Consider the following 11,782-nt stretch of genomic DNA (forward strand, 5'->3'; position numbering starts at 1 on the left):
GAAGACACCCATCTGGCCCCAGCGCTTCCAACGATTGTAGAGCGTCTTGTGCGGGCCGTAATCCTTCGGCGCATCCCGCCAACGCAACCCGTTGCGGTTGACGAAGATGATCCCGCTCAACACGCGCCGATCATCGACCCTCGGCCTGCCATGGCTCTTCGGAAAATACGGCTCAAGCCGCGCCATCTGCTCGTCGGTCAGCCAGTACAGGTCGCTCACATTCGGCCTCCTTGCGGAGCCTGAATCAGATCGCGCCTCTCACATCAATGGGTCCTGACCCTAGAGAAACATTTTCAAATCAACCACTTACATCGGAAAATTCTCCTTCGTGCCCACAATATGCCCGGATATTACCTCTAAACTTTCAATTGCGCCATGGTTATTCTCATTTCTTAATCTTCTTTGTACACTGACGGCAAGTTGGTGGTCTCATTACCCCCACAAACGATCTATATCCGATTGCTATGCCGCGCACTTAATCGTTCGGTCCGATCTGTAGTGGTTTTATCGAGCAAGCAGCGCGAACAGCGACAGCGCAGCCTCGAAGGCGATCAGCGCGATGATGGCGATCTCGACGCGGAACGCCCTTTTGTCCCGAACGATATCGAGCAAGGCCTCGGTAAAGCCGCCCAGGGCGTCGAGCTTGCGCTGAACGACGTCGGCGCGTTCTTTAAGCTCATATTCCGCTTCAAGCCGCGCGTAGAGCCGGTCGAGCTCGGGATGATCCCACAGGAGGTCCGGCCGCTCGTCGACCTGCGCGGTTCCGATGATACGGTGCCGCGCCGCCAGGACATTCCCCACGAGCCGCATCGCGGAGCGGATGGGAAGCCGCGCGCGCCCGTTCTCCTGAAGATCGGTGACCAGTGGCGCGATCCGGTCAAAGGCGTCCCACAGCAGGAATTCATCGCGCGCCAGCGCCACACTGCGCGCGAGCACGATCGCGACCAATGTCAGCCGCTCGCGCCCGAGATCAGCCAGCCGGATCTGGCCTTCGCTGCCGATATTGTCGTGAGCACCGGGGTCGTGTTCGATATGGGCCGACTCGCGCTCGTTCAGCGTGGTCGGATCGGCGATATGGGGTTTGAGGGCCTCAACCAATCCGACGATCGCGTCATTTTCGGCGCCGACGGTTACCAACACGCCATAGCGAAACAGGAAGACGAGGCCCGCCGCCTCGATCAGCGGCGCGATTGCCGGGTCAGCCTGGGCGGCGCTGGTGTCGATCCGCCCGCCGGCGAGGCTTGCGCAGGCGCGCAAGGGGCCGATGGTCGGGGTCTCGCCCAGCGCGAGAAAATCCGGCGTGGCGAGCGGCCGGGGGGCGGGCTTGACGGGGTGCGACATGTCATCGTCTCCGCTGACCGTTGTGCGGCTTGGAGCGAGCAACCGTGCGGACGTGTCGGGGAGCTTTTCGCCTCCGTCGCGCCCGTCGGCAACCACGCATTATCCCGTATAGCGCGCATGCCATCCTTCCTGCCATTCCAGGCGGACAACAAAGCGAGCGCTTCGAAGGCGCGGAAGGGTGGTCATGGTTGCCGACGTGCTGGCTGTCGTCGATTTGGGCTCGACCGACGCCAATTTTGTCACTCAGGCGGAACAGTTCGCGCATGCGCGCAATGCGCGATTGACGATCGCGGTGGCAGCGCCGGTCAGCACGCTTGAATTCTCGCTAGCCTCGGCGAGCGGCTATCCGCTCACCAACGAGCTTGCGCGCTACGCCAAGGACAAGAAGACCGCGCTCGCCGGCCAGTTCGCCACAATTGGTCGCCCGGTTCACTTTTGCTGCTACGAGGGAGAGATTGCCGAGCTCGGCAAGATGCTCTCGGCGCGGGCGAGTGTCGGCGACCTCACGCTCGTCGGGCCGCCGGGTGCTTACGGAAACCGGAAATTCCGGAGCCGGGTGCTGGGAGACCTGGCGCTCTTCTCCGGAAGGCCGGTACTGGCCGTTCCGCCGCTGGGCGCCGCTGATCGCTTCGACCATATCGTCGTCGGCTGGAACGGGTCGCGCGAGGCGGCGCGCGTGCTCAACGATGCGCTGCCGTTGCTTGAGAGCCATGCGCGGATCGATATCGTTTCGGTATCGCCGGGCGGCTCGCCGAGCGCGCTGGACCCGATCAGCGAGCACCTCACGCGGCTTGGCTATGCACCGACGCAGCACGCGCTCAACGGCGCAGATGCCACGAGCGACCTCCTGTTGCGGTTCGTCGATCAGCTCCAGGCGCAGCTGCTCGCCGTCGGTGCTTTCGCCCATTCGCGCTTCGAGGAAATCGTGCTGGGCGGCGTCACGCGCGACCTCGTCGAGGGTGCGTCGGTACCGGTGCTGTTTTCACACTGATCGGGAGCTGTTGGTCGGAGCGATCATGATGGCATTGAAGGATATCCTCGTCATCGAGCCAAGCGAACGGGCGGACAGCTCGGCGCTCAACGTTGCTGCTTTCCTCGCCTCACGGTTCCACGCCCGGGTCCACGGGCTGTGCCTTGTCGCCCCCGCCATTCCCTCGGTTGCGGAGTGTTTCGCACTTGGTGCCGAGGCAGAAGCGGAGGTCATGCAGCATCTCGAGCTTCGTGAGGGCGAGGCGGCTGAAGCGGAAGAAAAGGCGTTCAAGGCCAGGCTCCTGCAATATGGCGCTTCGGGAGACTGGGCGCGCATCCCGGCGGAAGAGGCGGAAGACCTCGCCCCGCTCCGAGCGCGGCTTGCCGATCTCACCATAGTGCCGCGGCCCGACAGGCTCGATCCGCATGGCATGAGGCTCGCCGACGCATTGCTGCTGCGTGCGAGCGCGCCGACGCTGTTCATTCCGCCGGCGCTGGCAATGCCGGTCGCGCTCGATCGCGCGGTTATCGCCTGGAATGGGTCGCGCGAAGCGGCTCGGGCGGTCAGCGACGCCTTGCCGCTCCTGAAACGCGCCGGAACCGTTCGCATCGTCACGTTCGGACGGCCCCCGGGGAACAGCTTGTGCGGCGGGGCCGCGCTTGGCGCGCGCCTCCGGCAGCATGATATCACCGCTGAGGTCCGGCATGCCGACGTCCACGATGCGGGCAAGGGGATCCTCGACATTTGCGACGCGTCCGGCGCCAATCTGCTCGTCATGGGTGCCTATGGACATAGCCGCCGGATTGAGGCCACATTCGGCGGCACGACGAGGCATGTTCTTTTGAATGCGCCATTGCCGGTATTCATGAGCCATTGACCTTTATGCCAGGCCGATCAGCACCCGCACTTGTCAGCACGGACCGCCCTCCCGTCCGCACCCGAACGAAAACATCGACGTCGGGCGTACGCGAGATCGAACTGAAGCTGGAGGTTGATCCAGGCGCCGGGCCGTTCAGCGCTGCCGATATCGTCGGCGCACGCGGCAAGACGGTGCATCTCGTCACCACCTATTTCGACACCGCGGACGCGGACGTGCGCCGAGCCGGCTGTTCATTGCGAATCCGGCGGGAGCATGGCGCACGCGCGCAAACGATCAAGGGCGCAAGGGAGCCTGCTTCGGGGCTCTTCACCCGCACGGAATGGACGCGGCCGGTAACCGGCGATCGGCCCGTCCTTGATGCGACGAGCGGGCCGTTCGGGCCGGCCCTTCGCGCGATCGGCGTCAACCGGCTCGATCCATGCATCGTCACCGATTTCCACCGTATTCACGGTCTGATCGAGCGTGGCGGTGGCAAGATCGAATGGGCGATCGACGACGGCGAGATCCGCGCCGGCGGCCATTGCGCGCCGCTGCGCGAGATCGAGCTCGAACTCAAACAGGGATCGCCCAAGATCCTCTTCGATGTCGCGCGCGAGATCGCTGGCCGAGTGCCCGTCCGCATTGCCGTGCTTTCGAAGTCCCAGCGCGGCTACCGCCTGCTCGGCGGCTCGATGTCAGCGCCGGCCCATGCCGAGCCGATTGTGCTCGATCGCGATGACAATGCGCGCGAGGCATTTGCCGCCATCGCCCATTCGTGCCTGCGCCAGTTTCGCATCAACGAGACGTTGCTCATCGAGAGCGGCAATGTCGAAGCGGTGCATCAGGCGCGCGTCGCGTTGCGGCGCCTGCGCACCGCGCTCTGGCTGTTTCGGTCGCTATTTGCCGATGATCCGCAAGCCGAAGCGTTCGGGACCGACCTTCGCTGGCTGACCGGTCGGCTCGGCGAGGTGCGCAATGTCGATGTGATTGTGCCACATGCGCGTGAAGCGGCCGTTCAACGGCTCCAGCGCGCGCGCGAAGAGGCGATGGCGGTGCTGCGGACCGACCTTGCATCGACGCGCGCCAGGGCGATGATGCTCGATCTCGCCGAATGGCTGGCGATCGGCGCCTGGCAGGTCCAGCCGTCGTCGTCAGGCAACGCGACCGAGAGCGCGACGTTATTTGCGCACGACGCGCTGCGAAAGCTGCGCAAACGGCTCAAGCGGCGTGGCAAGGGCCTGGCGGCGCTCGGTCCGAAGCAGCGCCACGGCGCGCGTATCACGGTCAAGAAGCTGCGTTATGCTTGCGACTTCTTCGTCTCGCTGTTCCCCGCGCCGGAAGCAGCGCGGCGCCGTGAGAAGTTCATTGCGGCGCTAGGCGTGCTGCAGGACAGTCTGGGCGAGCTCAACGACCTCGAACTCGAGCGTCGGCTCCTCAAAGAGGTCTCAGGCCCGGGCGAAAAGCGGCGTCGGCATCGCAAGCATCAAAGGAAATTGCTGTGTCGCGCCGAGCGCGGCTATGAGCAATTGCTCGATGCTGGAAAATTCTGGAGCGTCACCCCGACGTCCGCGGGATAATTGCCGCCCTGCCCCCCCTTCGCCGCCTGGTCATCACTTGTGTCGCCAATGCGCAGCGCTGGCGACGAGTTGCCAGGGCACAGCGTCGACAATCGTGGCGATCGACGCGATCCCCATGACGACGGCGGCGGCAATTGTCAGCCAGATCAGTGTCCGCGAAGGAATGAAATCGCCCATCACCGCCTTGCGGGTAACGAGCACGACCAGCGCGAAGAGCAGCGGTACCGCGACCATCCCGTTGGCGACGGCGCTCCAGACGAGCGCGCGCATCGGGTTGATCGGAAGATATTGGAGAATGAGCGCCAGGAGGACGCTGACCGCGATCACGCCGTAGAAAGCCCGCGCGTCACCCGCGCGCCGCTCAAGCCCCCATTTCCAGCCCAGCGCCTCGCACAGCGCATATCCGCCAGAGCCCGCGAGTACCGGCACGCCGATCATTCCGACGCCAAGGATGCCGAGCGCGAAGACGGTTTGTGCGTAGCTGCTGCGCAGATCCGTGTCATCGAGGGTGAGCAGCGCCTGTCCCTTATGAACCTCATCCCCCCTCGCTTACCAACACCGCCCTTACCGGTGCCGTCAGTCTTGCGGCCACCGTGACAGGCTGGCTGGGCTCGACGAAACCGGTTGCGTAGACGAGCTCGACCGCAGGACCGCGATGCGGCCGAACCATTGTCACACGAGCCAATCGCATGAACCAATAGGCGCCACCAACGACCAGCAGCACCGCCAGACATGCGCCAGCGCTTAGCGCGACAAGGGGCGCCCGTATCACGAAGATTCAGCTCCCTCTGCCGGAAACCACCATCGCTGACTACAAAAGGCGCCTCAAACCCATGAGCCGTTCTCGCTAACTCAGTGCCCGAGGATCAGCGGCACCCTGGCGTTGCGGAGCATCCGCTTGGTCACGCCGCCGAATGTTTCCATGAGACGTCCATGGGTATAAGCGCCCATCAGGATATAATCGGCCACGAAGGCGGCTGCTTCGGCTTCAATCAACTGGTCGGCGGCATGGAGACCGTCGCTAAGGACACGCACGGAGGCATGAACGCCGTGGCGAGACAGATATTCGGCAGCTAATGTCGGCTCGGCCTTTTCCGCACCGTCCCGCACCATGAAGATTTCGACTGCTTCGGCACGCTGCAGTATGGGCACGCAGGCGCGCAATGTCGCAGCTGCGGAGGCTTGCCCGTCCCAGGCGACGAGTGCACGTTTGAGCGCGAGCCGTCTGTAATCCTCGGGCATGGCAACAACAGGCGCTCGGGCGCGCATCAGGATGCGGCCAGCGACGTCACCCATATCAGGATATGGATTCTGCCCAAGTTTCCGATTAAGGACGATGATATCGGCAAGCATTGCAGCGTCGCAAACGCCGTCAACGAGATCCCCGGTGGCATCAGCCCAGTCCCAAGGCACATCTTCATGCTCAAGACGGGCTTCGAGCATGATTTTGTTGCGGCCCTCGCCTTCGCATTCATCGCGGATCAAGGTTGCCGGAGCAACGCCCAAAGAGTAATATTCACCGACCATTGCAGACGATAGCGTGACGTCGATGCAACTCAGATGACCGTCGAGCGCCCGCGTCAGATCCAGCGCTGCCTGAAGCCGGGCTTCCTGACCTTCGTCATCGTGGATCAGGAGAAGGACATTTTTCATCATCGCCTCCTTCGTCATGGCCGCAAGCTATGAGGGAGCCCCGTTGAGCGATATCCGGGATGCTACCTATTCCGGCGGCCGCCGAGCGGCGAGCAGCCGCCCAGGGATCCTGAGAGCCGCCGACGATCGGCATCGGCGACTTTCTATTGATGTCCGGGCCGGCCGGTGACACCGACTGCGCACAGGCGGGCCCGCCGGCCCGGGGGTGCCTCGGGCATTTACGTACAGTCGGGAATGGACGAAACGCTATTCTGCTTCCTATCTGCATTGGTGGAGGAAAGCTGATGGAGCATGTTCTGACGGTCGGGCAGGACGGGTCGGCATTTGATCGTCTCGTCGCTCTCCTCTGGAAAGCCGGATTCCGGTCGATCTTTCGGGTTGACGACCTTGACGAGGCTCGATCGCTGCTTCAGTCGTTCCGACCCCGCCTGATCCTCGCGCTGCCCGACGCCGTCGCGGGACGATCCGATCGCGAGCTTTGCAACATCAGCAGCCGGGGAGAAGTTCCCGTGGTCGCACTGGATCGTAACCCCCTGGCGGCGATCGAGGGGCTGAGGAGCAGCCTGGACCGCGACCAAGGGCCTGTACCGGGCAGCTACCTTGCGTTTGCCGCATGAAAGCGGCCGATTGCGTGTTCGTCCAATAGCTTGCTCGACCGCGCCCTGACGTTGTTCCGTTACACAAACCGCGCGCCCGGCGGCTGACATCGATCGACCGCGCGACAGCCCGCTTCACCAGCCTCGCCGGTCACGGCCGCCGTCGTCTGGCGCGGGAGTGTTTCGCTAAGCAAATATACGGATTTTGCCCCGGACCCGATTTGCCGAAAGATATCGCCTCGATTGCGAGGGAGCAAGATTACAGATGATTGGGGAACGCTTTACGTCCCGCTCGCGTAAGACTGGACCGGTCGCAAACGTTCGGTTCAGTCGGCCGCAGCGCGAACTCGTCGCCTTCATCTCTACCTATTATTCTGTGGAGATCAGTGGATCGGCAGGCAGCGAAATCGAAGATTTTATCCAACCCGAATGGGGCGAGCTGCGCTTCCACTCCGGTGGAGACTCGAATGTTGCGGCCCGCGAAGGGCGGTTCGCAACGCGGCCTGCGGCGGCGTTGTTCGGCCCGACGTCCCGGGTTCGCCTGATACATGGCAGGCCAGGTGTCTTGACCGCCATCAGCTTCACTCCTCAAGGCTGGGCGCATCTGGTAAGAGTCAATGCGGCAATACTGGCCGATAAATTTGTCGCAGCGGCCTCAATTCTCTCAGGCATCGGAACGCTCGATGCTGCGCTCGCAGGAGTTTCGGACGACGAAGCGCGGGTTCAACTGCTCGATGCCTATTTCTGCGCACGGTCGGCTGCGGGTCCGCCCTGCGACCCCCGGATCGGCGTAGTCGCAGCCGCGGTCAACGCGGCGGGCGATGTCAAAGTCAGGGAGCTTGCCCATCGCGTGGGCATGACCACGACCCAACTCACCCGCGGAGCCCAACGGTGGTTCGGTTTTCCGACCAAGACATTGCTTCGTCGTCAGAGATTTGTGCGCACGCTGGCGCTGCTTCACCAATCCAACGGGCGGTCGATCGGGCGCATCGTCGACGAATCTTATTACGATCAGTCACACTTCAACCGCGAGTTCCGCTACTTTATGGGCATGTCGCCGCGCACATATTTCTTACGATCGCGCCAGCCTCCGATGGGGCTGAGTACGGCCATCATTTCGAACAGTGCGCCGGGCGACGCCGGCGGCTCAGCATGGCATTGATGTCGCGCGATTCCAGGCATCTGCATGCCGCCGGCACGCGAGCTGCGTCATCGACGAGCGGCAGTCATAATTCCTGCCAGACGCGGAAAAGACCATGTCCGCTTGGTCGATCGCTCCGTTCTGCCCGATAAGCTGGTGCTTCGCGGCGAGCGCCGCGGCCGAACGCTTGCACAGGGTCCCCTGCATGGGTTGACTAGGGAGCGCCGGGCTCGACCAACAGGCGCATGATGAAGACACGCGCCGCGACGGCGCCTCCCTCATTGCTGGCTTGAGCGTGTGCGGTCCGTCAGCCGGGAAACGGGAGATTGGCTGCGGAATGAGGCGTTTCTCGCTCGATGCACCGTGATTTGATTGGGCCCGACAAGAAGCGTGGCGATGCATGATTTTTGCTCGGACAAAGCGCAATCTGGAACGCGGCGCTTTTCGAGCAGCAAACTATGGTTTATGCATGTTAAGCGGCGGCGGCCTGATGCGTTGCTTCATCAGGGAAACTACGCAATGTTTCGGTGATCCCGGGAGATACATAAGGCTGGAAGCAATCCGGCGTGAGTGACGGGGATCTATGCGGCTGCTGCTCGTCGACGATGACCTCGAATTTGCCGAGTCGCTGCGGACGATTCTCGGCGATCGGGACATTGCGGTGGAGATCGCGCGCGATGTAACGGACGCAACACAGCTTCTTTCCACCACCTTATTCGCCGCCGTCGTCCTCGATCTTGGCTCACGCGACGAAGATGGGAGCAAACTCGTGCGTCGTTGGCGCACAGCAGGACATAGCATACCCATTCTTGTCGTTAGTGGGCGCGACGACGCCGTGAAGCGCGTGTCGGCACTACGGGCAGGTGCGGATGATTATCTCATCAAACCCTTCATCATTGATGAGCTGCATGCAAGGATCGACGCTATCGTGCGCCGCAGGGACGGATTTCCTGATCCCTCGATACAAGCAGGCGCCCTCGCTTTCGACACCTTGTCGCGGCAATCAATGGTACACAAATCAACCTTTCTGCACGCGAAGCGGATCTCGCGGAAATCCTGATCCGCCGCAGCAACCGGACCACTCCGCGCCGGTTGCTGGAGGATCAACTGTTCGGATTCGGCGACGGCGCTGCATCCAATGCGCTGGAGGTCTATATCCATCGACTGCGCCGCAAGATCGAGTCGCAAGGCGGTGTCTCGATCCGGACTGTGCGCGGGATCGGCTATATGCTGGTCGCTAAATGACGGTCAAGATAACTCGATCGCCGCCGCCTCACCATGCCTGCCGCCGGAAAGCGCCGGAAGGAGCATCCCGCCTTCATCGCCATATTCCGGTCGGTCGAGCAAACCGCTGGCGATCGCTCGGGTAACAAGATGGGCACGATTGCGCGCGCGCATCTTGAGGCGGGCGTTGTCGATATGGCGCTCGACGGTGCGCGGTCCGATGTCGATGCGCAGGGCGATCTCTTTGGCTGAAAGGCCGTCCGCGACAAGCGCCAGCACCTCGAGTTCACGGGCGGTAAGGCAAAAGCCGAACGCCTGATCGCAATTCATGGACATAGGGCACCTCCCTGTTTTCGGTAATGAAACCGCGGGGCCGAGGCGCGCGCGCCCTGATGTCCTTCGCATCCCGACTCGCAGTCGGTTGATAGCATTCCAAGCTGACAGGAAGATTACGCACAAGGCGCGGTGCGCAATTTTACTTAGCGTTTCAGCGAATGGCGCGCCGTTCCGCCTGGCCTCATTCTGAGCCTCTCTCTTCAAGATCAGCCCGGAGCCCATATGACGACGCATCCATTCGGCCGTCGCCGGAGCATCCCGAAGGACGCTATACTCTTCGCACCTGGTGTTCCGGTTCGCAATTTGCACCGCGTCGAGGAAGGCGTCATTCGCCAGTGCCTGTATCTCGCTGATGGCCAGCGCGTGATCGCTGGCTTCGCCTTTCCCGGCGATGTGTTGGGGCTTTCCGACGACCAACCGATGCTCACTGCAGAGGCGGCCACTTCGGTGCTGGTTTGCGAATGGGCGATTGACCAGGCTGAGGAGGCGGACCAGCGTATCCGACTGCTCTCGCGGGCGCTGCAGCAGGTCTTCCTCACACTTGCCATTCGCTCGCGGCGGCACGCGCGCGCGCGCGTCGCCGCCTTTCTTCTTGACCTTGCAGAGCGACGACTGGGCACCGAATTTCGCCTGCCTGTTCCGCTCGTCGACCTAGCCGACCACCTTGGGCTCACGCTTCACACGATTAGCCGCACCCTCACCGAATTTCGACGATGGGGCATGCTTCGACAGACCCGCGGGCGGATGTTCATCATCACCCAGATCGAACGGCTTCGCGACATCGCGAACGACGGCGTGACCATTCCTTCGAATGACCCTCTCTCGGCTTTCTCACCAGGGATGACCCACTGATGCGCCAAATTGCGACACGCTGGCTCTGCGCCGGCAGCCTGATCGTTGCGCCCGGTGCGGCATGGGCGGCTGAAGACCCGCCAGCCGCGGCGGTCCCGGCATCGGCTCGTCCGACTCCGTCACAGGCACCATCGACCCCCTCGGTCGATCAGCAGCTCGCCGTCCTTGCCGCACGAGTCGCAGCGCAGCAAAAAGAGATCGATGCGCAGCAAATGCAGATTGCCGCCGACCGAAAGGAGATCGTCGCCCTGAGGCGCGAAACGACCGCCGATCTTGCAGCTGCCCGCGCCACGGGCGTTGGTCCCCAGGCCGCGCCGCCCGCGGCGCAGACCGTTCCCACGCCGCAGGCGACGGTCGGCGATGCGCAGGCCGCAAAACCGGATATCGCGGACAAGACGCAAGCCGTTCCGCAAGGTCAGGGCGTTCTGACCCCAGCGGGGCGCACAACGCTGCAGGCATCGCTCACCTATATCCGTTCGGCGAACGACCGGCTCGTGTTCGCCGGTATCGAACTGGTGCCCGGTCTCCAGATCGGATCGATCCAGGCCTCTACCGCCGGTCGCAATACGACGATCGATGCGCTTACCATCTGGCATGGTTTCACCGGCCGGCTCGAGGGTGAGCTGATGATCCCCGCGATGATCCGGACCGACAGCATCCATTTGTCGCAGGTTCGCGACGGCACCGTGACGGAAGGCTTTGATCTCCATCAAACCGGAATCGGCGATATCGAAGGTGCGCTGCGCTGGCAGATCAATGCGCCGCTCAATCCAGAGGCTCCGATCATCATCGCGGGCCTGCGCGTGAAGAGTGATACTGGAAAGAGCCCCTTTTCAATTACCTACGATGAATTCGGAATCGCGCACGGGCTGGCGACGGGATCCGGTTTCTGGGGTGTTCAGCCGGGCATTACCGTGCTGCTACCGTCCGATCCGGCGGTGATTTATGGCGGCGTCTCATATCTTTATCAGTTCCCGCGCAACATCAACCGGAACGTTGGCGGCACGCTGATCGGCCATGTTCATCCCGGCGGAGCAATCACCGCGAACGTCGGCTTCGGGTTCGCGATCAACCCGCGCTTCTCCTTCTCGCTCGGGTACAGCCACACCTATATCCTGCCGACGCGCACCGAACTCAACGGCAGCTTCCAGGATTCTTCGACCTTGCAGGTCGGGACGCTTGATCTTGGCATGTCCTATCGCCTGAACCGGCATCAACTGGTTACGCTCGCGT

The 11,782-nt window shown here is 62.8% G+C and carries 14 protein-coding genes; 9 read left to right on the top strand and 5 right to left on the bottom strand.

The genetic code is table 11. The features are described 5' to 3' along the window. Nucleotides 1-219, bottom strand: a 219-nt coding sequence (locus BGN95_RS04725; RefSeq protein WP_286771785.1) for a transposase, incomplete at its 3' end; no start/stop codon positions are given. A gap of 285 nt (nt 220-504) precedes the next feature. Then, nucleotides 505-1,341: an RMD1 family protein gene (locus BGN95_RS04730; protein ID WP_286771786.1), complete on the bottom strand. Its 837-nt coding sequence runs from the start codon at nt 1,339-1,341 to the stop codon at nt 505-507. Between the two features lie 184 nt (nt 1,342-1,525). Between BGN95_RS04730 and BGN95_RS04735 the strand changes: the two genes are divergently transcribed. Genes BGN95_RS04735 through BGN95_RS27090 form a run of 3 tightly spaced genes read left to right on the top strand, consistent with a single transcriptional unit; the run spans nt 1,526 to nt 4,747 of the window. Further along, a complete protein-coding gene (locus tag BGN95_RS04735) occupies nt 1,526-2,332 on the top strand; it encodes a universal stress protein (protein WP_353744677.1) in 807 nt (268 codons plus the stop codon). Between the two features lie 25 nt (nt 2,333-2,357). Beyond that, nucleotides 2,358-3,188 (top strand): universal stress protein, encoded by an 831-nt coding sequence (locus tag BGN95_RS04740; RefSeq protein ID WP_286771788.1) that lies wholly within the window; start codon nt 2,358-2,360, stop codon nt 3,186-3,188. 5 nt (nt 3,189-3,193) lie between these two features. Further along, complete coding sequence (locus BGN95_RS27090; protein WP_353744673.1) at nt 3,194-4,747, top strand: CYTH and CHAD domain-containing protein; 1,554 nt, start codon at nt 3,194-3,196, stop codon at nt 4,745-4,747. A gap of 33 nt (nt 4,748-4,780) precedes the next feature. Here BGN95_RS27090 and BGN95_RS04760 read toward each other — a convergent pair whose 3' ends face one another. Next, nucleotides 4,781-5,263: a divalent metal cation transporter gene (locus BGN95_RS04760; RefSeq protein ID WP_353744678.1), complete on the bottom strand. Its 483-nt coding sequence runs from the start codon at nt 5,261-5,263 to the stop codon at nt 4,781-4,783. Nucleotides 5,264-5,599: 336 nt separating this feature from the next. Continuing rightward, nucleotides 5,600-6,418 (bottom strand): putative universal stress family protein, encoded by an 819-nt coding sequence (locus BGN95_RS04765; RefSeq protein WP_286771789.1) that lies wholly within the window; start codon nt 6,416-6,418, stop codon nt 5,600-5,602. 266 nt (nt 6,419-6,684) lie between these two features. Between BGN95_RS04765 and BGN95_RS04770 the strand changes: the two genes are divergently transcribed. The 4 genes from BGN95_RS04770 to BGN95_RS04785 all read left to right on the top strand — a co-directional run bounded on the left by BGN95_RS04770 (nt 6,685) and on the right by BGN95_RS04785 (nt 9,382). Continuing rightward, the gene (locus tag BGN95_RS04770; protein ID WP_286771790.1) at nt 6,685-7,017 is read left to right on the top strand and encodes a hypothetical protein; all 333 of its coding nucleotides are present in this window, start codon (nt 6,685-6,687) and stop codon (nt 7,015-7,017) included. 244 nt (nt 7,018-7,261) lie between these two features. Next, nucleotides 7,262-8,158 carry a helix-turn-helix domain-containing protein gene (locus BGN95_RS04775; RefSeq protein WP_286771791.1) on the top strand — a complete coding sequence of 299 codons (897 nt, stop codon included), beginning with the start codon at nt 7,262-7,264 and terminating at the stop codon, nt 8,156-8,158. Nucleotides 8,159-8,720: 562 nt separating this feature from the next. Continuing rightward, the gene (locus BGN95_RS04780; protein ID WP_286771792.1) at nt 8,721-9,197 is read left to right on the top strand and encodes a response regulator; all 477 of its coding nucleotides are present in this window, start codon (nt 8,721-8,723) and stop codon (nt 9,195-9,197) included. Then, the gene (locus tag BGN95_RS04785) at nt 9,197-9,382 is read left to right on the top strand and encodes a helix-turn-helix domain-containing protein (RefSeq protein ID WP_286771812.1); all 186 of its coding nucleotides are present in this window, start codon (nt 9,197-9,199) and stop codon (nt 9,380-9,382) included. Before BGN95_RS04780 ends, BGN95_RS04785 begins: the two co-directional genes overlap by 1 nt. 3 nt (nt 9,383-9,385) lie before the next feature. On the opposite strand, the gene BGN95_RS04790 is transcribed toward BGN95_RS04785, so the two are convergent. Next, nucleotides 9,386-9,697, bottom strand: coding sequence for a response regulator transcription factor (locus BGN95_RS04790; RefSeq protein ID WP_286771793.1), 312 nt, complete (start codon nt 9,695-9,697; stop codon nt 9,386-9,388). 222 nt (nt 9,698-9,919) lie between these two features. Here BGN95_RS04790 and BGN95_RS04795 point away from each other — a divergent pair, with 222 nt between their 5' ends. Continuing rightward, nucleotides 9,920-10,549 carry a Crp/Fnr family transcriptional regulator gene (locus BGN95_RS04795; protein WP_286771794.1) on the top strand — a complete coding sequence of 210 codons (630 nt, stop codon included), beginning with the start codon at nt 9,920-9,922 and terminating at the stop codon, nt 10,547-10,549. Beyond that, on the top strand, nt 10,549-11,782 hold a 1,234-nt coding region (locus tag BGN95_RS04800), incomplete at its 3' end, for a hypothetical protein (protein ID WP_502688252.1). The genes BGN95_RS04795 and BGN95_RS04800, both read left to right, overlap by 1 nt.

Source organism: Sphingomonas sp. 66-10, assembly GCF_001897045.1.
In the GTDB taxonomy this organism is placed as follows: Bacteria; Pseudomonadota; Alphaproteobacteria; order Sphingomonadales; family Sphingomonadaceae; genus Sphingomonas; species Sphingomonas lycopersici.

Bases quoted from the DNA above. Each gene is read 5' to 3' on its own strand.
- BGN95_RS04730 (WP_286771786.1), bottom strand. From the start codon at position 1,341: ATGTCGCACCCCGTCAAGCCCGCCCCCCGGCCGCTCGCCACGCCGGAT.
- BGN95_RS04735 (WP_353744677.1), top strand. From the start codon at position 1,526: ATGGTTGCCGACGTGCTGGCTGTCGTCGATTTGGGCTCGACCGACGCC.
- BGN95_RS04740 (WP_286771788.1), top strand. From the start codon at position 2,358: ATGATGGCATTGAAGGATATCCTCGTCATCGAGCCAAGCGAACGGGCG.
- BGN95_RS27090 (WP_353744673.1), top strand. From the start codon at position 3,194: ATGCCAGGCCGATCAGCACCCGCACTTGTCAGCACGGACCGCCCTCCC.
- BGN95_RS04765 (WP_286771789.1), bottom strand. From the start codon at position 6,418: ATGACGAAGGAGGCGATGATGAAAAATGTCCTTCTCCTGATCCACGAT.
- BGN95_RS04770 (WP_286771790.1), top strand. From the start codon at position 6,685: ATGGAGCATGTTCTGACGGTCGGGCAGGACGGGTCGGCATTTGATCGT.
- BGN95_RS04775 (WP_286771791.1), top strand. From the start codon at position 7,262: ATGATTGGGGAACGCTTTACGTCCCGCTCGCGTAAGACTGGACCGGTC.
- BGN95_RS04780 (WP_286771792.1), top strand. From the start codon at position 8,721: ATGCGGCTGCTGCTCGTCGACGATGACCTCGAATTTGCCGAGTCGCTG.
- BGN95_RS04790 (WP_286771793.1), bottom strand. From the start codon at position 9,697: ATGTCCATGAATTGCGATCAGGCGTTCGGCTTTTGCCTTACCGCCCGT.
- BGN95_RS04795 (WP_286771794.1), top strand. From the start codon at position 9,920: ATGACGACGCATCCATTCGGCCGTCGCCGGAGCATCCCGAAGGACGCT.